The organism is Flagellimonas zhangzhouensis (genome assembly GCF_900102925.1).
GTDB classification, from domain to species: domain Bacteria; phylum Bacteroidota; class Bacteroidia; order Flavobacteriales; family Flavobacteriaceae; genus Flagellimonas; species Flagellimonas zhangzhouensis.
This window is the reverse complement of sequence record NZ_FNKI01000002.1, coordinates 388930-413841: the sequence shown is the minus strand read 5'-3', so window position 1 is coordinate 413841 and position 24912 is coordinate 388930. Positions and strand designations below refer to the sequence as shown.

Here is a 24912-nt window from a genome sequence, read left to right as displayed (position 1 = left end):
CTCTAAAATTTTTTGGATGATTTATAAAATCAGGATAATACTTGATGCTGAGGAAGATACCTTTAGGGATATCGAGATTGAAGACAACTCCACTATGGAGGATTTCCATAACGCCATTACCCAAGCTTTTGGTTTTGAGGGCAGTGAAATGGCATCTTTTTACACTTGTGACGAGGAATGGAACCAAGATGAGGAAATCGCTCTTTTTGACATGAGCGAAAGCGGCTCGGATGTTCGGTTGATGAACGAGACCTTTTTAGAGGACGTAATGACCGAAAATAACCCAAAACTGATCTATGTGTATGATTTTTTCAGCATGTGGACCTTTTTTGTGGAGCTTGCCGATATTGTGGAAAAAGAAGATGGACGTATTTATCCAAATGTATTGTTCAGTTTTGGAGAACTGCCCGATGCCCCGCCAGAGAAAAAGTTCGAAGCTGAAGAGAGAGAAGAAGACGGCGATTACGACGACCTTTTGGACAGCTACGACGATATGGATTTTGATGAAAACTGGAATTAATCCTATCTTTCACCCTAAACCATTTACCTAACAACCCCTTACCATTCACCCATAAACCCTTTGCCCAAAAATGATTAACCTATACAACGCCCAGATTGAAAGTATTTCGCTTCATCGCGTAGGCAATAAAAGTAAAAACGAAGCCGCTTTTTTATCTTCTGAACCTTTTTCGTTGAACGATGAAATGGCTGGTTTGTTGAAAGAATATTTCTTTAAGCCTTTCCGTGAAAAAGAAGAGAACTACTACCGATTTGGAAACGATGTAGATGTGGAGTTCAATGAAATTTTCAAAGCTGTTTCTGGGATTTTTGAAAACCCTGCAGACCAGCATGAAATTTCAAAGACGATAACCACGCATTTGTTCGAGCAATCGAACCACCCTCACATAAAAAGTGGCGAAGTGTATGTGGTTCATTTTTCGGAAATGGTCATCGACAACCAAAAGACCGATGCCGTAGGTATTTTCAAAAGCGAATTGAAACACGATTTTCTCCAGTTTCAAGAACAGGAAAACAACCTCGAAATCTTGATTCGCCAAGGAATCAACATCAACAAATTGGATAAGGGCTGTGTGGTGTTCAATATGGATAAAGAGGAGGGATACAAAGTATTATCGGTGGACAGCAACCGCTACGATGCCAAATATTGGGTAGAAAACTTTTTGGGACTTGTTCCCTTGACCGATGAGAATTTCTACACCAAAAACTACTTGAAGTTCTGTCAAAATTTTGCAAAAGATGTGGTTTTACCCGCCGAGGACAAACAACAAGAGGTGTTGTTCATGAACCGTGCGGTGAACCACTTTGCCAAGAACGACAACTTCGAGGAAACTTCATTTTTAAATGAAGTCATGGAAAACCCTGATTTGATTCCTGAGTTTAAACATTATAAAGTTGAAAAAGGACCCAAATACAGTATTGAGGATGTTTCCAATTTTGATATTGCGAACAAAGCCGTGAGTGATGCACGTAGGAAAATAAAAAACGTGATCAACTTGGACACCAATATTCAGATTAAAATGGATTTCATCAATCCAGAATCCGCAGAAAAATTTGTGGAAAAAGGTTGGGACGAAGAGCGTCAGATGTACTATTATTTGGTGTATTTCAACAAAGAGCAGAAGAGTTAGAACTTCTTTTCTATAATCTGTTTCATACTTACATCCTCGTAGTTTCGCTTTACAAAGTCAAGGGCATAGGTCAATACTTCGCCCATATTCTTGCTATCCCTAAATTTGATGTCACCCGTTAGTTCCTGCAACTGAGTTTTGAGCATTTCCGTGTTCTCAGGGGTAGAAATTTTGTCCTTTCTGCAAATTTCAAGCAACAACTTTAATCTTCTGCCCCAGCTCAAGATTCTTTTTGCGATGATAGATCGCTCCTCCAAAATGTACTGTTCCACCGAATTGATGGTAAGTTTATTTTGCACTAAATCGACCATCACATTGTTTTCCTTAAAAAACTGCGGACGATACACTTTGAGTTTGCCCTCATAACATTGTTGATCAAAATCAATGGCCCTGATTTTATATACCACACTATCAAAATCGTGGGTAGGCACCACCACATAATTGTACGAACGCATATCGCCCAAAAGTCGGATCATACAACGCTCGTTGAACTTGACAAACTCCTTTGCAATTTGCGCTTTATCAAAAGAAGAACATTCAGGCAGATTATTTTTTATGAACAAATCCCCAGGAATCCCAACAATATGCTCCTCAATCAAGGTGTTTTCATATATCACAAAGTTGAGATTGTAGGGCGAAAGCATATGCTCCAATTCCAAACCGTACACACGGGATGCATCCGTTTTTTTCACATATAGTAAGGTGTAGTTATCGTTCAAAATGTTACGCACTTTGATGCGAAAGGGTTTTGAGTTCCCAAAGGTGCAATAGTCCACATAATCAACATTTAAATATTGCAAAATGGAATCACTACCATCCGATACGAAAATCGAATAGACCCTTTTTAATGCCAAGTCGATTTCATCCCTGTCAAATTCGGGATAATACACCCGCACCCAAAGGGTATCCTCGTCATTGGCATCATACACGGCAACACTTCCTGAAAACCGTAACAAGTCTTCGTAGTGAATGGGAATCTCGATTTTTCGGTTATAATAATCCAAATATTCATCCAGCTCCTTACTAATCGGATAAGCTGGTTTCTTTTTCGACATCAATTTTTCTTCGGACATTGTATTTGATTATTTTGTAACAAATCTTGATAAACATCGTCAAGTTAGTATAAACCATTCAAAAAACGATAGCATCTCTTGGAAACAATATTGACCGTAAACCATCTCACTAAAAAATTTGGTTACCTCACTGCCGTAAACGACCTTTCCTTTACCATTGAAAAGGGAAATGTTTATGGTATTTTGGGACCTAATGGTAGTGGTAAGTCCACTACGCTGGGCATTATTTTGAACGTTGTGAACCGAACTTCTGGTGAATTTAGTTGGTTCGACGGCACTACTTCTACCCACCAAGCCCTCAAAAAAGTGGGTGCCATTATTGAGCGACCTAACTTTTACCCGTACATGACGGCCATTCAAAACTTAAAATTGGTGTGCAAGATTAAAGAAGTGCCCGAAACCAAGATTCAAGAGAAATTGGAATTGGTGGGACTTTGGGACCGCAGAAACAGCAAGTTTAAAACTTATTCGTTGGGGATGAAACAGCGTTTGGCCATTGCCTCTGCCCTACTCAACGACCCAGAGATCCTTATTTTGGATGAACCCACCAACGGTTTGGACCCGCAGGGAATCCATCAAATCCGAGAGATCATTAAAACTATTGCTGGGCAAGGCACCACCATTTTGTTGGCTTCCCACTTGTTGGATGAAGTGGAAAAAGTGTGTTCCCATGTCGTGATTCTTCGCAAAGGGGTGAATTTATATTCAGGCCCTGTGGATAGCATGTTGGCCAGTCATGGCTTTTTTGAATTGCGCACCAACAACATGGAGCAACTTATCAGTTTACTGGAAAAGAATGCCAGTTTTGGAAAGCTGGAAAACTTCAATGGTACGTTAACAGCCTATCTCAAAGAGGAAATGGATGCCGAAACCTTGAACAAAATGCTGTTTGAAAAAGGTATTGTTTTATCCCATTTGGTAAAACGAAAAGAAAGCCTTGAAGAACAATTTTTAACCCTGACCAACAACAACTAATCAAAAAACGAATGTTACGTCTACTTCAAATAGAATTTATAAAACTGTGGAACAATAGGGCAAGCAAGGTGCTCATCATCTCTTATTTTGTGCTATTGACCTCTATCGCATTGGTCGCCGCCATTAAATTTGATATTGGACCTGTCCAGTTTCATTTGGCCGACCAAGGAATCTTTAATTTCCCTTACATCTGGCACTTTAACAGCTTTGTCACAGCCTTGTTCAAATTGTTTTTGGCCATTGTGATCGTTTCCATGATGTCGAACGAATACAGCAATAAAACCATCAAACAAAACCTGATTGATGGGTTATCCAAGAAAGAATTCATTCTTTCCAAAGTGCTGACCGTAGTTTCTTTTGCGGCGATTTCTACCGTATTTGTTTTCGTGGTGTCCATGATTCTTGGACTGGCCTATTCCGATTACAACGAAATCTCCATCATATTTTCAGACCTGGGATTTTTGGTGGCCTTTTTCTTTAAGTTGGTAGCTTTCTTTGCTTTCTGTCTCTTTTTGGGCATTTTGGTGAAGCGTTCCGCTTTTGCTTTAGGATTTTTGATCATCTGGACCATTTTGGAGCAATTGGCTTTCGGTCTTATGGGCTGGAAAATGATGAGCTGGGATGCCGCCAAAAAAGTGAAGAGCCTATTTCCATTGGAATCCATGTCCAATATGATCAAAGAACCCTTCAGCCGTTTGTCGGCTGTACAGACCATCGGCGACCAGATTGGTGAAAATCTTCGCTTTGACTACCACACCTATTGGTACGAGTATCTAATAGTCATCTTTTGGACCGCTCTCTTCATCTATTTGTCTTACGCCTTATTAAAGAAGCGGGATTTGTAGGTTGCGAATAGCTAAAAGTTATCCTAAAGACCTGTGTTCCTTAGGCTATCCTTTACTATTTTTACGCTATGAAATTTCAGATTGTTTCCAACTTCGAACCTACTGGCGACCAACCAGAAGCCATTAAACAATTGGTTGAGGGCATTGAGGGTGATGTCTCGCATCAAACTTTATTGGGTGTTACGGGTTCTGGGAAAACCTTTACCGTGGCCAATGTGGTGGAATCTGTGCAACGCCCCACCTTGGTTTTGGCGCATAACAAAACCTTGGCAGCTCAATTGTATTCGGAGTTCAAACAATTTTTTCCAAACAACGCGGTCGAATATTTTGTATCCTACTACGATTATTACCAGCCTGAAGCCTATATTCCCACAAGCGGACTTTATATTGAAAAAGACCTCTCCATCAACGAGGATATTGAAAAGTTGCGTTTGAGTGCCACCTCTTCCTTACTTTCAGGACGAAGGGATGTGCTGGTGGTTGCATCGGTTTCATGTTTGTATGGTATTGGAAACCCTGTGGAATTTCAAAAGAATGTGATTACCATTCATCGCGATCAGGTGATTTCCCGCACCAAATTTTTGAAGCAATTGGTGCAAAGTCTCTATGCTCGGACCACTGCCGATTTTCGAAATGGGAACTTTCGAGTAAAAGGTGATGTGGTGGATGTTTTCCCTGGCTATGCAGACCATGCCTTTCGGATTCACTTTTTTGGGGATGAAATCGAAGAAATTGAAGCACTAGACCCATTTAACAATAATGTCATCGAGGTATATGACTCCTTGAACATATACCCAGCGAATATGTTCGTGACCTCTCCTGATGTCTTACAAAATGCTATTCGAGATATTCAGGACGATTTGGTAAAACAAATCGACTATTTCAAAGAAATAGGACGACCCTTGGAGGCCAAACGTTTGGAGGAACGTACGAATTTTGATTTGGAAATGATTCGCGAATTGGGGTATTGTTCAGGAATTGAAAACTATTCCCGCTACTTGGATGGCCGAGAGCCTGGCACCAGACCTTTCTGTTTGTTGGATTACTTCCCTGATGATTTTCTAATGGTGATTGATGAAAGCCATGTGACCATTCCACAAGTGCATGCCATGTACGGTGGCGACCGCTCCCGAAAGGAAAATTTGGTGGAATATGGTTTTCGTTTGCCTGCCGCGATGGACAACCGCCCTTTAAAATTTGAGGAGTTTGAATTGCTGCAAAATCAAGTGTTGTATGTGAGTGCAACACCAGCGGATTACGAATTGGAGTTGAGCCAAGGGGTATATGTGGAGCAAATTATTCGCCCCACAGGTTTGTTAGATCCTATTATTGAGGTAAGGCCCAGTGAAAATCAGATTGATGATTTGGTAGAAGAAATTCAACAACGCGTTGAATTGGATGAGAGAACCCTAGTGACCACATTGACCAAAAGAATGGCAGAAGAACTCACCAAGTACCTGAGTCGCATCAATGTTCGTTGTCGTTACATTCATAGTGATGTGGATACTCTGGAACGCGTAGAAATCATGCAAGACCTACGAAAAGGTTTGTTTGATGTATTGATCGGGGTAAACCTTTTACGTGAGGGATTGGATTTGCCCGAAGTATCCTTGGTTGCCATTTTGGATGCAGACAAAGAGGGATTTTTGAGAAGTAACCGTTCCCTAACGCAAACGGTAGGTCGAGCTGCCCGTAACCTAAACGGAAAGGCTATTATGTATGCGGATAAAATTACAGATAGTATGCAAAAAACCATCGATGAGACCAATTACCGCAGGGAAAAACAAATGAGCTACAACAAGGAGCACAACATCACTCCAAAAGCATTGAACAAAAGTTTGGACAGTGTCCTTGCTAAAAATTCCGTATCCACTTACCATTTTGAAAAAGAAGAATTACGCGCTGCAGAACCCGATTTGGCCTATTTGACGCAAGACCAAAAAGAAAAATTGATCCGTGATAAAAGAAAAGCTATGGAAAAAGCAGCAAAAGATCTTAATTTTATGGAAGCGGCCAAACTACGAGACGAAATCAAGTCGCTTCAAGAATCATGAAACCAACACAACCGACCAACCTTTACCTAACCTTTTTTCTGACCCTTTTTATTGCTTTGGGCGTCCAAGGCCAGAAACTCAGTAAAAAACAAATTGAAAAGGCTACTCAAAAAGAGTTCAAGAGTTCCGTAAAAAGTCTATTGGATTTTTTAACCATTCCGAACGACGGGAATTACCCAGAACAAATAGAAGCCAATCTTGAGGCATGCACACATATTTTTTCTGAACTCGGGTTCCAAACCCAACGATTGGAAATGCAAGGTGCTCCCTTGCTATTTGCAGAAAAAAAATATCCAAATAAAACAAAGACATTACTCTTCTACTGTCAAATTGATGGGCAACCTGTGGACTCCACGGAATGGTATCAACCTAGTCCGTATTTACCAGTTTTGAAAACTAAAACAGATGATGGACAATGGGAAATCTTAAACACGAATTTGGACAAAACGGATTTGGATATGGATTGGCGCATTTTTGCGCGATCTGCTTCAGATTCCAAAGGTCCATCCATGGCATTTATTTCCGCTCTGCGCATCATGGAAAAATTGGGCAAGACTCCAGAATACAACATCAAGGTCATTATGGATTTTCAGGAGGAATTGGGTTCACCCGATCTTCCCGAAGTGGTTCAAAAGCACAGTGAATTATTGGCCGCTGATGGAATCCTGATTATGGATGGAACCCGTCACTTATCCAACCTTCCCACCTTGACCTATGGTGCAAGAGGGATGGCCTCAGCCACCTTGACCATTTTTGGGGCGAAACGATCTTTGCATAGTGGACAATACGGAAACTTTTCCCCAAACCCCATTTTTATGGCTTCCAGACTGTTGGGTTCATTAAAAAATGAGGAGGGCATTGTGCAAATTCCAGGGTTTTATGATGGCATATCTTTATCCGAAAGCGAGAAGAAAAAATTGAACCAAGTTCCTGAGAACATGGACACCATTACTTCTAGTTTAGGTATTGCCGCACCCGATAAAGTTGGGGCCACCTATCAAGAAGCCTTGCAATATCCCTCTTTGAACATTCGAGGTTTAAAATCGGCTTGGGTGGGCAAAGAAGTGAGAACAATTATTCCATCCGAAGTCATTGCTGAAATTGATATGCGATTGGTTCCAGAATCAGATGGCAGAAAATTAATGGATTCCCTTAAACAATATATCGTTGACCAAGGGTTTCATTTGGTGGATTCCATTCCGACCGATGAGGAACGAAGTAAGTTCCCCAAACTGGCTTCGTTCACCTATAAATTGGGTTCCAAGCCTTTCCGTACCGATTTTGATTCTTCCATGGGCAAGATGCTCAACCGAGCCATGGAGCGACTTTTTGATGAACAATTTGTTAACATGAGAACTACAGGGGGCTCACAACCCATTGCTCCTTTCATCAATACGCTTGGTGTTCCTGGGGTCGCTTTGCGAATCCCTAATCCAGACAATAGCATTCATGCCCCCAATGAGAATTTGCGAATTGGCAATTACTTCGAGGGAATCATGTCGTGCATAGCTGTATTGACCGAACCTATGGAGTAAACCAAAAAAAGTGCGCCCCCACATCTGCAGGGGCGCACCTCAAACTAACCAACTAATCTAACCATCATGAAACACCTTCTAGTTGGTGTTCTAATATCTTTCGGTTTTTAGGCGATTTCAATCAATCTTTTTGGTTTTGGCAATGCCTCTTGTCTTTTAGGCAAAGTCAATCTCAACACTCCATCTTCGTACTTGGCGTCGATTTTTCCTCCGTCAACGGTTTCAGGCAAGGTAAAGGCTCTTCTAAATGAAGTATATGAGAATTCTCTTCTTGTATAATTCTCTTTGTTTTCTTCATTTTCAGATTTTACTTCACTGGAGATGGTCAACACATCGTTGTCTATTTCCACAGTAAAATCATCCTTTTTCATCCCTGGAACGGCAAGTTCCAATTCAAAATTCTCTGTATTGTCCTTTATATTGACTGCGGGAAGGGAAGTATTCCACTTATCTGTTCCACCAAACCAGTCAGGGGTTACAAAATCGTTCATCAAGGATGGGAAAAACAGGTTGTTTCTTTTTACTATACTCATGGCGATTCAATTTTTAGTTAAACATTTAAATCACCCAGTAAAAGACAAAAGCTATACCAATGGAAAATTCATGTCAAATAGACATGTTTTCAATGTAAATAGATGTCATTTTGACATTAATTGTAGTGTGCCTTGAAGATATTGATAAGCACATCTGGCGGAATAATATTGTTGGGATAGTTGTGCATCACTTCCAAAACCTGCCCAATGGCCACTGGTGGAAGTCCCATCTTTAATCCTATATTATATAGTGTGTTGATTTCCTTTCGGTGCTGCTCACGGTCTATGTTCATCAACAATAGCAAGCGATGAAATTGAACAATGCGTTCAGCCTGAGTCTTTAATCGAACTTTTGGTGATTTTTCTTTTAATAATCCATCAAAAGTAGGTCGATCTATACCTAGGTTATGGGCCACCTTCAACAGAAATTCATACTCAGACTGTTTAAGGGAATGGTCCACTCTAGCGAAAGCAATCATCTCTGATAATATGCTTAGTTTTTCCTTGTGTGTACCCATATCACTTGGTTTTGGTTGATATTCGGTACATACATAACTCAAAAACCTTGGTTTTAGTACACAAAAAGGCCCTGAATATCAGGGCCTTTTCTAACTAACTCAAAATAATTTCCGTCTATTAGGCGGTAATTCTTACTGGAACTTCGTAAACTCTTCCAGGAACTACAGCGGAAGATCCCACTTTTTGGTAGTTCAAACGACTCTTCACGAAGCCTTCCAAAATTTCATCTTTGGTTTCCACAGATAACACAACCAATTCGCCTTTTTCGTTAATGATAAAACTAACTTCAGCTGTTAGGTCGCCAGACGTTTCCAAATTAAATTGGTTGTCTTTCAACATTTCGTAAATCTGACCACTAAGGTTGTTGCTTTCGTTGGCTACTTTCTTTTTGCCTTTGTTGGCAAATACACTCATTACGGCGAATAACGCCAATACCGTAGAAACAGTTTTAATTTTTCTCATGATTTTTGTTTTTTGATTAATGATGATTAATGATTTGTCAAAAACAGGGGTGATTATGATTCCCTTTTTAATGACACTTCAAAAATAAGACGATTAAAAAATTAAATTGTTACACTTTTCTGAGATTTAACAAATGTTTAGTTTATTTAACTTTTCAATAACGTATTGATTTTAAGGGTTTTTCAAGTTTATTCAAAATATCTTGAGAATACCAAAATCATACCTTTAAAAACATATTGAATTCATCGTAAACCCCTTAAAATACTGGTGTTTTCGAATCCCTAACCTCCTAAAAACAAAAAGGGCAAGGTTGAATCAACCTTGCCCTTTTAAGCTTATAAAATGCGTTTCGGAGACTAGCTCAAAACTTCTTTAACTTTATCTGCAGCTTCCTTAAATTGAACGGCAGAATGTACAGCTAATCCAGAATTATCGATAATTTCTTTCGCCAATTCAGCATTTGTTCCTTGTAATCTTACAATAATTGGCACCTGAATTGAATCTCCCATGTTCTTATAGGCATCTACAACACCTTGTGCAACACGATCACAACGTACAATACCTCCAAAGATATTGATCAAAATTGCTTTTACGTTTGGATCCTTTAGGATAATACGGAAAGCTTCCTCTACCCTTTTGGCATCTGCAGTACCTCCAACATCCAAGAAGTTTGCTGGCTCACCACCTGCCATCTTGATCAAGTCCATGGTAGCCATCGCCAAACCAGCTCCGTTTACCATACAACCGACGTTTCCATCCAAATCCACATAGTTCAAGCCTACCTCACGAGCTTCAACCTCAATTGGGTTCTCCTCACGCAAGTCACGCATTTCTGCATAAGCTTTTCTTCTATAAAGGGCATTATCGTCAATGGTCACCTTGGCATCAACAGCCATAATTTTATCATCGGACGTTTTCAACACTGGGTTGATTTCAAAAAGACTTGAATCACTTTCCACATATGCTTTGTACAAAGAGCTAACAAATTTTGTCATTTCCTTGAATGCGGTTCCGGACAAACCTAAATTAAAGGCAATTCGTCTCGCTTGGAATGGCAAAAGTCCCATTGCTGGGTCAATTTCCTCGGTAAAAATCAAATGAGGAGTCTTTTCAGCCACTTCCTCGATATCCATACCACCTTCGGTAGAATACATGATCATGTTTTTACCACTACCCCTGTTCAACAAAACCGACATGTAGAACTCGCTGGATTCGCTGTCACCTGGATAGTATACATCTTCAGCAACCAAAACCTGGTGTACTTTTTTACCTTCGGCAGATGTTTGCGGAGTCACAAGGTTCATCCCAATGATGCTTCCAGCCAACTCTTCCACTTCTTTCAAGTTTTTAGCAAGTTTTACACCGCCGCCCTTACCACGACCACCTGCGTGTACCTGAGCTTTTATTACGTGCCATCCGGTACCGGTTTCTTGTGTAAGTTGTTTTGCGGCATCAACCGCTTCCTTGGCATTGTGTGCAACAATTCCTCGCTGGATTCTAACACCAAAACTGGCAAGAATCTCTTTTCCTTGATATTCGTGAAGATTCATCTGTGAATTTACTTTTGTTTGATGACAAAAATAAAAAACCCCAAGGAGATATTGAAGTTGATAATTGATTAATTACCTATAAATATGTATTATTTGAAACGCTACAACTTAAAATCCTGAAAGTTCAGTGGGTCGAAGTTTTTAAAATGACCGTTCAATTCAATTACCGACTTGGTTCGGTTCACTTCGGTGAGCACTTGGGCAGTTGCCTCCAAATGTGTTTTAATAAAATTTAAGCGGTCGATTTCCTTCGTCATCAGTAACAATTCATACTCCTGCTGAAAAGACAATCCCATTTTATGGGCCAAGGTATAACTGTTGAATTGTTTTGGTGATATAGTGGTAAAAGGCACATCCATAATACCGTAAAGTTCCTCCACCTTTTGCATTACTTCCAATCGAAGATCTTCATCCGCCTTGTTTTCCATTTCCAAAAACTCCACTTCGCCCCCAGCATACAGTTTTCCATCCATAAATTCTTCAAAGCTCAATATCTTAAAAACTTGACGGGCCACACAGACTACATCCATTTCACCCGAATCATAGGTATTGACCACCTCCACGAGTTGCACTTCAGTACCGTATGAAATTTTGTTGTTGATGAAAACGGGAATACCAAAAGTCATGGCTTCCTTTCTGCAATCTTTAATAAGTTGTTTGTAGCGTTCCTCAAAAATGTGAAGTGGAACGGTTTCTCCTGGATAGAAAACAGATTGTAATGGAAATAAAGGAAGTTTCATGGTTGATGTTTGCCTAAAAATACAACCAAACCGCTAAAGCCACAACCATAGGGCCAAACCATATGAGTTATAAAACAAACAATGTGTTATATTTTTATAAAAATATTCAATTTTCTTGTGGGTAAGACCAACAAAGTCTAGTTTTGCTCAAATACCTATTTCACATGAATTCTAAGGACTTACTTCAACTGACAGAACAATTTGGCGCACCTCTTTATGTGTATGATGCCGACAAGATCACTTCGCAATACCAAAAGCTTACCAAAGCCTTTAAGAGTGTTCCAAGTCTTCGGTTGAACTACGCAGCCAAAGCATTGTCCAATGTTAGCATTCTTAGGCTGTTAAATAGTCTTGGAAGCGGATTGGATACCGTATCCATTCAAGAAGTAAAATTAGGACTTTTGGCTGGTTTTAAACCAGAGTCCATCATTTTTACCCCTAATGGCGTTTCCTTGGAAGAAATCGAGGAAGCTGCTGCACTTGGAGTTCAGGTGAACATTGACAACCTATCCATTTTGGAGCAATTTGGAAGCAAGCACCCAGATATTCCTGTGTGTATTCGAATTAATCCGCACGTAATGGCGGGTGGAAACTCCAAAATTTCAGTGGGCCATATCGATTCTAAATTTGGAATCAGCATCCATCAAATTCCGCATTTGTTGCGTATTGTGGAGTTGACCAACATGAATATCAACGGAATCCACATGCATACAGGAAGTGATATTTTGGATATCGATGTATTCCTTTATGCTTCTGAAATATTGTTCGATACCGCCAAAAACTTCAAAGATTTGGAGTTTATCGATTTTGGTAGTGGATTTAAAGTACCTTATAAAGAGGGCGACATCCAAACCAATATTGATGAATTGGGTAAAAAATTATCCTCTAGGTTCAACGAATTCTGTAAAGAATATGGCAGGGAGTTGACTTTGGCTTTTGAGCCAGGTAAATTCTTGGTGAGTGAAGCTGGCTATTTTTTGGCCAAAGTTAATGTGGTAAAACAAACTACTTCCACTGTTTTTGCAAGTGTTGATTCTGGTTTCAACCATTTGATTCGACCTATGTTGTATGGTTCCAGTCACGAAATCATCAATATTTCCAACCCAGAAGGTAGAGAGAGATACTATTCTGTGGTAGGTTATATCTGCGAAACGGATACATTTGGCAGTAACCGAAGAATCAATGAAATTTCTGAAGGCGATATTTTATGTTTTAGAAATGCTGGCGCTTATTGCTTTACCATGGCAAGTAACTACAACTCCAGATACCGTCCTGCGGAAGTACTATGGTACAATGGAAAAGCCCATTTGATCAGAAAAAGAGAAACCTTCGATGATATCTTAGCCAATCAAGTCGATGTAAAGGAACTGTTTGAAACCTCCAAAAAAGAAACTGTAAAGTAGTATGGATGTAATTTCCTTATTGCTTTCCATCATATTTATCTTTTTATCAGGGCTCCATTTTTATTGGGCCCTTTTTGGTGTAAAGGACCCCACGGCCGTATTGCCTTCTGGAACAGATGGCACCTTAAAGATGAAACCTGGAAAAGTGGGAACATCCATAATCGCATTGTTATTGGCGTTCTTCGCTGCAATTTACCTGAATCCTTTTTTGGAAATTATCAGCTTTTCAGAACTCCATTATATTTCTGTGGCAATTGGAATCCTATTTTTATTGAGAGCTGTTGGTGACTTTAAATATTTGGGATTTTTTAAAAGCATAAAGCAAACCAATTTCGCTGAAATGGATCGGAAATATTATGCCCCTTTAGCTTTGACGGTTTCCATTATGATATTCATTTTAGAACTCTGGCGCTGAATACTTTTTTGGCACAATTTTCGTTAGTTTTGTAGTGAAGCAACGACAATTACATCAAAAATTACAGACTATGCAAACTATATATACCCAAATCAGTATACTTTTTCTTCTTTTTATTGGGTTTCAAGCCCAAGCACAGGATATTAAATGGCTTTCATGGGAAGAAGCTGTTGAGCTAGCTCAAACCGATGCCCAACCTAAAAAAATGTTCATTGATGTTTATACGGATTGGTGTGGATGGTGTAAGAAAATGGACAAGGAAACTTTCCAAAATCCTGAAGTAGCGAAATATATGCAGGAGAATTTTTATATGGTAAAAATGGATGCCGAAGGGAAAGACCCTATTACCTATCAAGGAAAAACCTTCAAGTTTGTACCCTCTGGCAGAAAAGGGTATCACGAATTGGCCGCTGCTCTATTGCAAGGACAATTGAGTTATCCTACAGTTGTTTTCTTGGATGAAAAAATCAATATGTTGTCTCCAGTGCCAGGGTATCAAAAAGTGGAACCCTTTTTACAGATTGCCAAATATTTTGGTGACAACATCTACAAAGACAAAGATTGGGCTACTTACACTAGTAAATAACCCAATTTTACTTCTGTATTTTTTATCGACTATAGTTAGGACTTTCCTTTGTGATGGTCACATCGTGTGGATGGCTTTCGTGAATACCACTTGCTGTAATCTTAACAAAACGACCTGTTTCTTTTAGGGTAGCAATGTCTTTGGCACCACAATAGCCCATTCCAGCTCTAAGACCACCAATAAATTGGTGCATACTTTCGTACAGCTCTCCTTTGTAAGGCACACGACCCACAATACCTTCAGGAACCAATTTTTTAATGTCGTCTTCAACATCTTGAAAGTAACGGTCCTTACTACCTTGTTTCATGGCCTCCACGGAGCCCATTCCTCGGTACGATTTGAATTTTCTACCTTCATAAATGATGGTTTCCCCAGGAGATTCCTTGGTACCAGCCAACAATGAACCCAACATAACAGTATCTGCTCCAGCGGCAATTGCTTTAGGGATATCACCCGTATAACGGATTCCTCCATCTGCAATCACAGGCACACCAGTGCCCTTTAGGGCTGCAGATACCTCCAATACGGCAGAGAATTGCGGAAATCCAACACCAGCAACAACACGTGTGGTACAAATGGAACCTGGTCCAATACCCACTTTAACAGCATCAGCACCAGCTTCTACCAAATATTTAGCAGCCTCAGCTGTGGCAATGTTACCAACTACAACTTCCAATTCTGGAAATGATTTTTTCACTTCTTTCAAAATACCAACCACACCTTTGGTGTGTCCGTGGGCTGTATCAATAATAATGGCATCGACCCCTGCATGGACCAAAGCACCTGCACGATCCACGGCATCAGCTGTAACACCAATCGCAGCAGCTACACGCAAACGACCGTATTGATCTTTGTTCGCAATGGGTTTTTGGGTCAATTTGGTAATATCTCGGAAAGTGATCAAACCAACAAGCTCTTCCTTATCGTTTACGACAGGCAGTTTTTCGATTTTGTTTTCTTGAAGAATCACTTCGGCTTGTTGCAAAGAGGTACCCTCACCTACGGTCACCAAGTTTTCAGAGGTCATAACTTCTGAAATAGGTCTGTTTTCGTTTTTCTCGAAGCGAAGGTCACGATTGGTCACAATACCAATCAATTTTTTATCAGCATCAACAATGGGAATACCCCCAATGCTGTGTTCTTTCATACTGGCTTTGGCATCGCGCACCAAAGAATTCAATGGAAGTGTAACAGGATCTAGGATCATACCACTTTCGGCACGTTTTACTTTACGAACCTTGATGGCCTGTTCCTCCATCGTCATGTTTTTGTGCAATACCCCAATACCACCTTCTCTAGCCATGGCAATCGCCATTCTAGATTCGGTAACGGTATCCATCGCAGCCGAAACTATAGGCACATTGATGGTGATATTACGTGTAAACTTGGATTGAATGTTAACTTCTCGGGGGAGAACTTCGGAATATGCTGGCACAAGTAGAACGTCGTCGTATGTGAGTCCTTCACCAACAATTTTATTTAGATGAGCTTCCATTGCAATTACGGATTAATTGCGGGCAAATATACCACTATTTTAATTGATTACCTATCGTTGTCCTATTGCTTTTAAAATTAGAAAAGCCATTGTTTTTGAATTTATTTAGAATCATTTTAAATAATTAGTATCTTTAGGGTTCAAATCTTTACTATGTGCAAATCATTGAACATTATAAGCCGATCCAAAAACGGAACGGTAACCTTCTGCAACCACAGTAAATTGTTCCAGCTCATCTTCAACAACCTGTGTTTTGAATTGTATGAATGGGAGTTGGAAGCCCTTAAATCTTATATTGAAGAATTGGATCTTGCCTATTGGGAAAATCAATTGAAACATTGGAGCCAGCAACGAAAAATTCCAATTTCAGTGGGCAAAAAGCACTTTATTATCTTGGTAAACCGTGAAGAAATAAGCGAATTGCTTTCGCTACTTCAATTGCATCAACCTAAAATAGAATTCTTGAAGTATAAGGATATCGATTACCAGTTTATAGAGAACTAGGGACTTTGGGGCTTCAAACATTGCCAAAGTACCAAAGTTGCCGAAGCAATAAACGTTAGCGTCATTAAAATCCCTGAAAATATGACAACATATTTGAACCAACTTATTCCCGACCACATCAGGTAAATTCCACCAAAAGTGAATACAACGGATAGAAAAGGTTCAATAGTCAAAAAAAGCTTCCATTTTTTAGGTGCTTTTGTTATCCAAACCAAACCACCCAATAAAAAGAAAATAAAGGACATGGAAAGTACATGGGTGTGAACAATAGTAAGCATTTCCCTAGCTCCTTTTTTAAATTTCATTACCGTTGCATCTTCATCAGCCTCATTGCCCAGATAGTTTTCCTCAATTCCAGCAGGCGATGTGGAATCGGTCTGGTTGATAAAAAGTAAGCCCGTAAAATATCCTACGGAAAGAATCACCACAAAAACAGCAATAAAAATTTTTATCTCCTTGGGAAATTTTGTCAGTAAACCATCATAGGCCATCATAACAAGTTTTTATCTTGAAGCATACCGATTGTAACCAACAAATTGTCCATGGCTTTCGTCATAGAATTCACAGAAATTGTGGCCCCTGAAATAACGTCTATGTTGGAATTAACGCTAACCCGATCTCCTCCTGTTTTTCCTAAAAACTGCTTGAGCCATCTTTTGCTGCCAATTTCACCACCATATTCTTCTCGATAAACAAGCACTTTGGTATTTATCACTTTCAATTGAGCGTTAAAAACTACCAAATAATCAAATTTGGCAGTTTTGCTCGGTGCTTGGTCAAAAAAAGCATAGCCCAAAAGGTTATCTCCGCTTATTATTCGAAAGAAATTTTGACCAGTTAACTGTATAGACAGATTTACATTTTCTGAATCAGAGACAGAAATGGATTCAACAGTGAAACTTTCGGTTTCAAAAGTTTTGGCAACTTCTTTTAATGCTCTTTTATTGAGCTCATTCGGATTTTCAAACCCAAATAGCACTAATAGCGCTAAAAGAAACCCACATACCTGCATCCATTTCATGTTTCAAATATATTAATTTAGACTGAATAGTGATAATACTATTTGTTTAGAACCACACCCCGATTCCAAAATTCAATCGGTCTGTTACATCACTATCATCTGCTGTGTTGCTTCTAAATTGATAGTCTCCCTTAACAACCACTCCTGGAGCAATATGATAAGTAAGACCAGTGGTTATATCGGTTCTATTGTATGCTTCGTTTTCTAACAGATTACCTGCAGTGCTTGCATGGGTGTCGAAGTTTTCATAACGAACAAAGGCAAACAGCTTTTGTCTGTTGCCAAATGGAAGCACATTATAAGCCCCTTCCACGTACCAACCTTGAAGGGAGCTGCCTAAATTATTTCCAGTTAAATTGTTGTATGCCTCTGTATCAGATAAAGAAGCATGAACAAACTGTCCTCTTGCTGTAAACTTTTGAAAAGCATAACGAGCATCCAATCCAAACATGGCCAATCCCACATCCGCGCCTTCAAATTCTTGAACATCGTCTTCAGCTTGGGTACGGCCTAAATAAGTAGAAAAGCCCAGTCGAAGTCCTGGAATACCGTAATAATCCAGTTTGGTGGAAAGGTTAGGTTTATTAATAGTGGATTGGATTCCTTTTTGCCTACCACCTCTAAGACCGTTAGAACCTCGCAACATACCAGTAACTCCACCTTCACCATTGGCTTCTGTGGATTTAAATCCATTAAAAATGTAGGCTTGGTACCCTAAAGAAATGGAATTGAACCTACCAGTTACACCAACCCCCAATTCTCTCCAAGTAGTTGGCACAATGGCATTGTCCATTGCTGGACGTTCTGTTCCGTTGAATGTAGTTGGCTCGTGAAACTCATTGATGATTCCCATGGGTACCAACATTAAACCTCCCCTAATATTAAAGTTTGGGGCGGCCATATAGTTCACAAAAGCCTGCTCTACAAAAACTTCTTCTACATGCTCAAACTCAATTTCTGTTACAAATTGGGTACGATCATCAAATCTATAACCAAACAAAACCACCAAACGTTGTACATCCAACTCCCCGTTTTGTCCATTGGGTTGATTGTACAGCATTTCGCCATAAGCGCCAACGGTTACCGCCGAACCGTAATTTCCAGATAATAAGCGTTGCGCTGCATTGATTTGTTTTTGGGGATCTAACTGAATAGAGTCAGTGCTTGTTTGTGCGAATGCAAAAGTTGATACCAGTAATGCTAGAAAGATGATTGATTTTTTCATGTGTCATTTTTAAAATGCGCGGCAAATATATTTTTACCTCTTCCATCAACCAAATTTATTTAGACTTAATTTAAATAAATTTTAACAATTAACATTTAAGCTGGTTTTTGTTCAATAAAATCTAATGATAGACTGAAAAAAGCTCAGTGGCCTTGTTGAAAGCGGCTTCAAACACCATCCAATTCACCCCAGTATCAGCTTTTTGGGTTGTAAAATAGGACAACATTTTTTCGGTGGGCATATTCCCTGTGAGTTCATCCTTGGCCATGGGACAACCGCCAAATCCTTGCACAGCGCCATCAAAACGACGACACCCTGCCTTATAGGCGGCCTCCACTTTTTCGTGCCATTTGGTCGGTGTGGTATGCAAATGGGCACCAAATTCAATTTCGGGATATTTCGGTATCAAATTGGAAAACAAATAATCAATCACTTCTGGAGTTGAACTACCAATAGTATCGGACAGCGATAAAATATTCGTGCCCATGTCGGCCAATTTCTCGGTCCACTCCCCTACTATATCCACATCCCAAGGATCACCGTACGGATTTCCAAATCCCATGGAAATATAGGTGACCACTTTTTTATCGTGGGCATGTGCCAATTCCAAAATACCCTTCAAGGTTTCCACCGATTGATCAATAGTCTTGTGGGTGTTCCGCATTTGAAAGTTTTCGGAAATGGAGAAAGGAAAACCCAAATATTGAATGGCTTCGTGTTTACAAGCATCTTCCGCTCCGCGAATGTTTGCTACAATGGCCAAAAGTTTGCTTCGGGTTCGTGAAAGATCCAATTGCGCCAATACCTCTGCAGTATCCTGCATTTGTGGAATGGCCTTTGGCGACACAAAACTTCCAAAATCAATGGTATCGAAACCACAGCCCAACAACGACTGGATATACTTTACCTTTTCCTTGGTGGGAATAAAGGTTTTGATCCCCTGCATGGCATCTCTAGGACATTCTATGATTTTAACTTTTGGCATAGACATGGGTAAAAATAGCACTATTTATCCGATAGCAATAGATACAATGCAATACCCACAAAAACGATGATCTGCAGCCATTTTAGGTACAGCCCAGTGTTTTTATGTTGCTTCAAATAGGTGGAAATGCTCCCTGCCAAAACAGCAATAGAACCAAAAACCAGTGAAGCACTCAGGATAAAAATAAATCCCAATACGTAAAACTGAATCACAGTATTCAGCTCATCACTGAACAAAAAGCCTGGAAAAAAGGCCAAAAAGAAAATAGTCACCTTCGGATTCAGCACATTCATGGTGAATCCAATTCTAAAAAGCTTCATGGGTGAGCTTGCTTTTTCCTTTTTTGCATCCAACAAAATGGAAGCATCGCTTCGATAAACCATGTAGGCCAAATACAATAAATAAAGGGCACCAAAAAGTTTGATGGCAAAGAATAGCGTATCGCTTCTTTTAATGATTTCGGAAACCCCAAAGGCCAACAAAGTCGTGTGTACCAAACAACCAGACATAAGTCCCGCCACAGTGGCCAATCCTGATTTTGTACCGTTGCTAATACTTTGGGTGAGTACAAAAATGTTATCAGGCCCTGGAGAAATGGCCAAAGCCAAGGCGGAAATCACAAAACCAATTAAGATGGAATAATTAATGGGTTCCAGAGATAAAACAAGCAAAGAGTTCATAGCTAAGACATCATAGCTAAGATAGCTTTATTTATTTTTTTGATGAGCGCAGGGCCTTCGTAAATAAAGCCTGTGTACAATTGCACCAAGTCTGCTCCTGCATCCAATTTTTCAAGGGCATCTTCCGCAGAATGGATTCCTCCCACCCCAATGATGGGGAATGCTTTATTGCTTTTTTCGGACAAAAATCGGATTACTTCTGTGCTTCTTTTCGTCAACGGTTTTCCACTCAATCCTCCTTGTTCTTCGGTCAGCAATAAATGTGATTTAAGGTTTTTACGCTCAATGGTGGTGTTGGTCGCAATTACGCCGTCGATTTGAGTCGCTTTTACGATGTCGATGATGTCCAACAACTGATCATCTGTTAGATCTGGCGCAATTTTTAAAAGAATTGGTTTTTCCTTTTGCTCCAATTTCTTGCTCAACTTACTGTTCTCCTTTTTCAATTTATTGAGCAGGTCGGTCAGTGGTTTTTTATCCTGCAATTCGCGTAATCCAGGTGTGTTAGGTGAACTTACATTTACTACAAAATAATCTACATGCTCAAAAAGGGCATCGAATGAAATCAAGTAATCCTTTACGGCTTCGCTGTTCGGGGTTACTTTATTCTTCCCAATATTTCCGCCCACCAATACGCGGTGTTTTTTCTTTAATTGCTCCACGGCTTCAAACACACCATGATTGTTGAATCCCATTCGGTTGATGATGGCCTTATCATCCAACAATCGGAACAAACGCTTTTTAGGATTGCCAGGTTGTGCCTTGGGCGTTAAGGTTCCGATTTCAACAAATCCGAAACCAAAATCTGAAAACTCGTTGTAAAGTTTGGCATCCTTATCAAAACCTGCTGCCAGACCTACGGGATTTGGAAATTTAATTCCGAAAACCTCACGCTCCAATCGAGGGTCGTTTACTTTAAAAATACTTTTGAAAAGATGGTTCAAACCTAACTTGGAACAAACTCTTATCGCCCAAAATGAAAAGTGGTGTGCGGTTTCTGGATCAAACAAAAAGAGGATGGGGCGAATAAGGATTTTATACATTCAGCATGAAATTTGGACAAAAATAAAAACTCCTAAAACAGTATGCAGCAATTATTTCAATTTTCGTTGAGCAACCTATTTATATAGATGGGGCGCAAAGTCATCTGTTCGCACAATTTTAAATAGCGTTGATATTGTACCTCATTGAACAAATTCAGCAAACGTTTATCCATCATCCGAACATTTTGTTTCATGCTGTCCATAAGCGTACTGTACTGTATAGAAACGGTTACGAGAACCTCTGGAGAGCTTTCCTCATGCTTTTTCATCAAAAACCTGGCTTTGTCTTTCAGGATATCGTTGCGGACTTTAAGTTCTGCACTCCAGTTTCTCAAACTTTTTTGCTGCTCTTCGGTCAATTCAAAAACCTTGGCAATGGTTTCATCATCCTTTCCCCCAACACCAAGCATACATTCCATTTGGGAATAACCTAATTGAGCAGTTAAAAAAAGAAGAAAGAGAAATAGAGGTTTCAAAAGCAGTTCCTGTTTTGTTCTCGAAAGATACTTTTTTTAATGTGTTTCTTCTACAAATTTTGATTTGAATAAGCCTTATTTTTGGTAAAAAGCCAAACATGGAAAAACTACTGCCCCGATTTCTGGAATATGTGCAAATCGACACCCAAAGCGACCCATACTCCAAAACAACACCAAGTACTGAAAAGCAATGGGACTTGGCCAAAAAATTGGTCATGGAGTTACATCAAATAGGAATGGAAGAGGTTTCGATTGATGAAAACGCTTATATCATGGCTACGCTTCCGAGCAATGTGGACAAAAAAGTACCTACCATAGGTTTTGTTTCTCATTTTGACACGTCTCCTGATTTTTCTGGGCGGAATGTAAAGCCTCAGATTATAAAAGAGTATGATGGGAGTGATATTGTGCTGAACAAAAGCATGGACATTGTGCTCTCCCCCGATTATTTTGAAGATTTATTACTGTACAAAGGGCAAACTTTGATCACTACGGATGGCACTACCCTTTTGGGTGCTGATGATAAGGCTGGTATTGTGGAAATTATTACGGCCATGGAATACCTCATCAACCATCCAGAGATCAAACATGGTGAAATCCGAATTGGTTTTACCCCTGATGAAGAGATTGGTCGTGGCGCCCATAAATTTGATGTGGAAAAATTCGGTGCCGAATGGGCCTACACTATGGATGGTAGCCAGATTGGGGAGTTGGAATACGAAAATTTTAATGCGGCCAAGGCCAAAGTGACCATAAAGGGAAAAAGTGTGCACCCTGGTTATGCGAAGAACAAAATGGTGAATGCGATTGGCATTGCCAACGAATTTTTAAGCTTGATGCCACCACATGAAGTGCCAGAACACACTACAGGAATTGAAGGTTTTTTCCATGTTCACAAAATAAAGGGCGAAATTGAGCATGCAGAAATCGATATGATCATTCGGGATCATGATGCCACCCATTTTGCGGCCCGAAAAGAAATGCTGGATGACATCACGGCCAAACTCAATAAAAAATATGGGAATTACCTCAGCTTGAGCATTGAGGATCAATACAAAAACATGCGCGAAAAGGTGGAACCTGTTTTTCAAATTGTCGAAATTGCCAAAGAGGCCATGGAATCTTTAGGCATCACTCCCATCATCAAACCCATTAGAGGTGGAACAGATGGTTCCCAATTGAGTTTTATGGGATTGCCATGTCCCAATATTTTTGCTGGCGGACATAATTTTCATGGCAAATACGAGTACGTTCCTTTGGAAAGTATGGAAAAGGCGACCCTAACTATCGTGAAAATTTGCGAACTTACTGCATCGCAAATCAAGTGAGATGGACAAAACTGAAAAGCTGGAAGCCTATTATGAGCAGGAGCATCCCTTTAGGGATGGCATTTCGCATTTGCGCCAGTTGGCCTTAAAAACGGAAGCCGATGAAACCTTTAAATGGAGCTTTCCCGTGTACACCCTCAATGGCAAAAATGTTTTTGGTATTTGTAAGTTCAAATCTCATTTTGGGGTCTGGTTTTTTAACGGGGTGTTTTTAAAAGACCCTAAAAAGGTGTTGGAAAATGCCCAAGAAGGCAAAACCAAAGGGATGCGGCATTGGAAGTTCTCTTCAATGGATGAAGTGGATGATATGTCCGTTCTGGCCTACATGACCGAGTCTTTGGAAAACCAGAAAAAGGGTATGGAGATTCAACCCGAAAAAACGAAAAAAGTTGAGATTCCCGAGTTGCTGCACGCAGAGCTAATAAAGCACCCAACTTTACAAAAAGCTTTTGAAAAGTTCACCCCCTACAAACAAAAAGAGTTCTGCGAATACATTGCAGAGGCAAAACAAGAAAAAACCAAACTGCGCAGGTTGGAAAAAATACTTCCCATGATCAAGGATGAAGTTGGGTTGAATGATGGGTATCGATAACTATCTCCGATTAGCAAAATTTAATTAGCTATATGATTAATAACCAAATAAATATCTTTAAATTTGGTTAACCACTTAACTACAATAATAGATTCCAAAACAAATATCCCCCCATTGTTTTGCAAAGTTTTTTTGATAAACACTAATCCATTATATCATGAAAAATTTATTTATCGTAGTTGTAATTCTTGCCCTATTTTCATGTCAACCTAAAAGTAAAAATGACAAGGAGCAATCTATTAAAGAAGTAACAGCTGACACCTTCATTAGAGCTGAAACAGACAATATGTATACCCAAATGATCAAAAATGCGGGAGGTACAAACCAGTTTTTTCATTTTAGAACACCTACCCCTTTAGATAATCAAACCGTGATTCGCATGAATCGTGATGTGTTATATTCTGGTGGTGTATTTGATTCCAAAGATGGCCTTGAAATAACCTTCCCTGAAATGCCAGACTCCCGTTACGCATCCATTTACATATTGGATAATGATCATTATGTTCAGGATATTTTTTATAAATCGGGCAATTATATCGTTAAAGGCAATACAAGGTTTCTTTATATTATCGTGCGCATTCAGGTTTTCAACGCCAAAGATGCATCGGAGATTGAGATGGTGAACGACTTGCAAAACCAATTTATGGTTACTTCGATTTCAAACCAACCATTTCCCGATTTTGAATGGGATACTAATTCTTTAGATTCATTAAGAAATGTCTACAATAAAGAAAGTGCCAATTATGCCAGTTGGAAAGGAATGATGGGAAAACGTGGCACTGTGGATGAAGAAACAAGGCATATAGCCGCAGCTGCAGCGTGGGGCTTATTACCCGAAGAAGCTGCCACTTATTTAAATTACAAACCTCAAAAAAGCAGTAAGGACAAATGCTATACTGCAACATATTTGGTACCTGATAATGATGGCTTTTGGTCCATAACAGTTTATGGTGATGATGGTTATATTAAAACAGAAAATTGCTTATTAAATGGGTCCAATGTTGTTTTAAACAATGATAATACTTTCACTGTGCATTATGGTTCAGAAGAAGTATGTGGTGATGCACCTAACCGTTTGGACGCCCCTAATGGATGGAATATTCTCTTCCGCATTTATAGACCAGGAGAATCTGTACTTAATGGTTCATTCACTTTACCCGAAGTGGAATAGCTTAAATTAGGCTTTCCTATTGAGAACTGCAGGATTATTTAAATCACTGTGGG

Annotated in this window: 27 protein-coding genes; 13 read left to right on the top strand and 14 right to left on the bottom strand. The window is 39.7% G+C overall.

What is annotated here, in order from left to right; all coding sequences use genetic code 11:
- The first annotated feature begins 16 nt into the window (after positions 1-16).
- Both BLQ18_RS08685 and BLQ18_RS08680 read left to right on the top strand, forming a co-directional pair.
- The gene (locus BLQ18_RS08685; protein WP_090294401.1) at positions 17-520 is read left to right on the top strand and encodes an IS1096 element passenger TnpR family protein; all 504 of its coding nucleotides are present in this window, start codon (positions 17-19) and stop codon (positions 518-520) included.
- 70 nt (positions 521-590) lie between these two features.
- On the top strand, positions 591-1649 hold the full coding sequence (locus tag BLQ18_RS08680; protein WP_090294398.1) for a nucleoid-associated protein: 1059 nt from the start codon (positions 591-593) through the stop codon (positions 1647-1649).
- Here the strand turns inward: BLQ18_RS08680 and BLQ18_RS08675 are convergent.
- A complete protein-coding gene (locus BLQ18_RS08675; protein ID WP_090294397.1) occupies positions 1646-2722 on the bottom strand; it encodes a hypothetical protein in 1077 nt (358 codons plus the stop codon). The two genes, BLQ18_RS08680 and BLQ18_RS08675, sit on opposite strands and share 4 nt — an antisense overlap.
- Before the next feature lie 78 nt (positions 2723-2800).
- Here BLQ18_RS08675 and BLQ18_RS08670 point away from each other — a divergent pair, with 78 nt between their 5' ends.
- From BLQ18_RS08670 to BLQ18_RS08655, 4 genes are all read left to right on the top strand, one after another.
- Positions 2801-3697 (top strand): ABC transporter ATP-binding protein, encoded by an 897-nt coding sequence (locus tag BLQ18_RS08670; protein WP_090294395.1) that lies wholly within the window; start codon positions 2801-2803, stop codon positions 3695-3697.
- Positions 3698-3708: 11 nt separating this feature from the next.
- Positions 3709-4542, top strand: coding sequence for an ABC transporter permease (locus BLQ18_RS08665; RefSeq protein WP_090294393.1), 834 nt, complete (start codon positions 3709-3711; stop codon positions 4540-4542).
- Between the two features lie 68 nt (positions 4543-4610).
- Positions 4611-6596: an excinuclease ABC subunit UvrB gene (uvrB, locus tag BLQ18_RS08660; protein ID WP_090294391.1), complete on the top strand. Its 1986-nt coding sequence runs from the start codon at positions 4611-4613 to the stop codon at positions 6594-6596.
- Positions 6593-8131: a M20/M25/M40 family metallo-hydrolase gene (locus tag BLQ18_RS08655; RefSeq protein WP_090294388.1), complete on the top strand. Its 1539-nt coding sequence runs from the start codon at positions 6593-6595 to the stop codon at positions 8129-8131. Before uvrB ends, BLQ18_RS08655 begins: the two co-directional genes overlap by 4 nt.
- Before the next feature lie 107 nt (positions 8132-8238).
- Here BLQ18_RS08655 and BLQ18_RS08650 read toward each other — a convergent pair whose 3' ends face one another.
- From BLQ18_RS08650 to BLQ18_RS08630, 5 genes are all read right to left on the bottom strand, one after another.
- Positions 8239-8664 carry an Hsp20/alpha crystallin family protein gene (locus BLQ18_RS08650; RefSeq protein WP_090294386.1) on the bottom strand — a complete coding sequence of 142 codons (426 nt, stop codon included), beginning with the start codon at positions 8662-8664 and terminating at the stop codon, positions 8239-8241.
- A 116-nt stretch (positions 8665-8780) separates the two neighbouring features.
- On the bottom strand, positions 8781-9182 hold the full coding sequence (locus BLQ18_RS08645) for a hypothetical protein (protein ID WP_090297468.1): 402 nt from the start codon (positions 9180-9182) through the stop codon (positions 8781-8783).
- A 118-nt stretch (positions 9183-9300) separates the two neighbouring features.
- Complete coding sequence (locus BLQ18_RS08640; RefSeq protein WP_090294383.1) at positions 9301-9645, bottom strand: hypothetical protein; 345 nt, start codon at positions 9643-9645, stop codon at positions 9301-9303.
- Positions 9646-10001: 356 nt separating this feature from the next.
- Positions 10002-11195: an ADP-forming succinate--CoA ligase subunit beta gene (gene sucC / locus BLQ18_RS08635; RefSeq protein ID WP_090294381.1), complete on the bottom strand. Its 1194-nt coding sequence runs from the start codon at positions 11193-11195 to the stop codon at positions 10002-10004.
- 101 nt (positions 11196-11296) lie between these two features.
- Positions 11297-11935: an LON peptidase substrate-binding domain-containing protein gene (locus BLQ18_RS08630; RefSeq protein WP_090294378.1), complete on the bottom strand. Its 639-nt coding sequence runs from the start codon at positions 11933-11935 to the stop codon at positions 11297-11299.
- 164 nt (positions 11936-12099) lie between these two features.
- Here BLQ18_RS08630 and lysA point away from each other — a divergent pair, with 164 nt between their 5' ends.
- From lysA to BLQ18_RS08615, 3 genes are all read left to right on the top strand, one after another.
- A complete protein-coding gene (gene lysA / locus BLQ18_RS08625; RefSeq protein ID WP_090294376.1) occupies positions 12100-13338 on the top strand; it encodes a diaminopimelate decarboxylase in 1239 nt (412 codons plus the stop codon).
- A 1-nt stretch (position 13339) separates the two neighbouring features.
- Entirely contained in the window at positions 13340-13753 is a 414-nt protein-coding gene (locus tag BLQ18_RS08620; RefSeq protein WP_090294374.1) for a DUF3995 domain-containing protein, read from the top strand.
- Between the two features lie 70 nt (positions 13754-13823).
- Positions 13824-14339 carry a thioredoxin family protein gene (locus tag BLQ18_RS08615; protein ID WP_090294371.1) on the top strand — a complete coding sequence of 172 codons (516 nt, stop codon included), beginning with the start codon at positions 13824-13826 and terminating at the stop codon, positions 14337-14339.
- A gap of 22 nt (positions 14340-14361) precedes the next feature.
- Here BLQ18_RS08615 and guaB read toward each other — a convergent pair whose 3' ends face one another.
- Positions 14362-15834 (bottom strand): IMP dehydrogenase, encoded by a 1473-nt coding sequence (gene guaB / locus BLQ18_RS08610; protein ID WP_090294369.1) that lies wholly within the window; start codon positions 15832-15834, stop codon positions 14362-14364.
- A gap of 153 nt (positions 15835-15987) precedes the next feature.
- Between guaB and BLQ18_RS08605 the strand changes: the two genes are divergently transcribed.
- Positions 15988-16338, top strand: a complete 351-nt coding sequence (locus tag BLQ18_RS08605; RefSeq protein WP_090294367.1) for a DUF6686 family protein — start codon at positions 15988-15990, stop codon at positions 16336-16338.
- Here BLQ18_RS08605 and BLQ18_RS08600 read toward each other — a convergent pair.
- The 7 genes from BLQ18_RS08600 to BLQ18_RS08570 all read right to left on the bottom strand — a co-directional run bounded on the left by BLQ18_RS08600 (position 16335) and on the right by BLQ18_RS08570 (position 21711).
- On the bottom strand, positions 16335-16829 hold the full coding sequence (locus BLQ18_RS08600) for a hypothetical protein (protein ID WP_090297463.1): 495 nt from the start codon (positions 16827-16829) through the stop codon (positions 16335-16337). The two genes, BLQ18_RS08605 and BLQ18_RS08600, sit on opposite strands and share 4 nt — an antisense overlap.
- Positions 16829-17359: an FMN-binding protein gene (locus BLQ18_RS08595; RefSeq protein ID WP_245668096.1), complete on the bottom strand. Its 531-nt coding sequence runs from the start codon at positions 17357-17359 to the stop codon at positions 16829-16831. The genes BLQ18_RS08600 and BLQ18_RS08595 overlap by 1 nt, the downstream gene beginning before the upstream one ends.
- A gap of 46 nt (positions 17360-17405) precedes the next feature.
- The gene (locus BLQ18_RS08590) at positions 17406-18584 is read right to left on the bottom strand and encodes a porin (protein WP_090294365.1); all 1179 of its coding nucleotides are present in this window, start codon (positions 18582-18584) and stop codon (positions 17406-17408) included.
- 121 nt (positions 18585-18705) lie between these two features.
- Positions 18706-19569, bottom strand: coding sequence for a hydroxymethylglutaryl-CoA lyase (locus BLQ18_RS08585; protein ID WP_090294363.1), 864 nt, complete (start codon positions 19567-19569; stop codon positions 18706-18708).
- A 20-nt stretch (positions 19570-19589) separates the two neighbouring features.
- Positions 19590-20249 (bottom strand): LysE family translocator, encoded by a 660-nt coding sequence (locus tag BLQ18_RS08580; protein ID WP_090294361.1) that lies wholly within the window; start codon positions 20247-20249, stop codon positions 19590-19592.
- 2 nt (positions 20250-20251) lie between these two features.
- Positions 20252-21292: a quinone-dependent dihydroorotate dehydrogenase gene (locus tag BLQ18_RS08575; RefSeq protein ID WP_090294359.1), complete on the bottom strand. Its 1041-nt coding sequence runs from the start codon at positions 21290-21292 to the stop codon at positions 20252-20254.
- Between the two features lie 56 nt (positions 21293-21348).
- Positions 21349-21711 carry a hypothetical protein gene (locus BLQ18_RS08570; RefSeq protein WP_139150380.1) on the bottom strand — a complete coding sequence of 121 codons (363 nt, stop codon included), beginning with the start codon at positions 21709-21711 and terminating at the stop codon, positions 21349-21351.
- Between the two features lie 155 nt (positions 21712-21866).
- Here BLQ18_RS08570 and pepT point away from each other — a divergent pair, with 155 nt between their 5' ends.
- The 3 genes from pepT (at position 21867) to BLQ18_RS08555 (ending at position 24859) form a co-directional block, all read left to right on the top strand.
- The gene (gene pepT, locus BLQ18_RS08565; RefSeq protein WP_090294354.1) at positions 21867-23096 is read left to right on the top strand and encodes a peptidase T; all 1230 of its coding nucleotides are present in this window, start codon (positions 21867-21869) and stop codon (positions 23094-23096) included.
- A 1-nt stretch (position 23097) separates the two neighbouring features.
- Positions 23098-23688, top strand: coding sequence for a YdeI/OmpD-associated family protein (locus tag BLQ18_RS08560; protein ID WP_090294352.1), 591 nt, complete (start codon positions 23098-23100; stop codon positions 23686-23688).
- 157 nt (positions 23689-23845) lie between these two features.
- Positions 23846-24859, top strand: coding sequence for a DUF1254 domain-containing protein (locus tag BLQ18_RS08555; RefSeq protein ID WP_090294349.1), 1014 nt, complete (start codon positions 23846-23848; stop codon positions 24857-24859).
- The last annotated feature ends 53 nt before the right edge of the window (positions 24860-24912 follow it).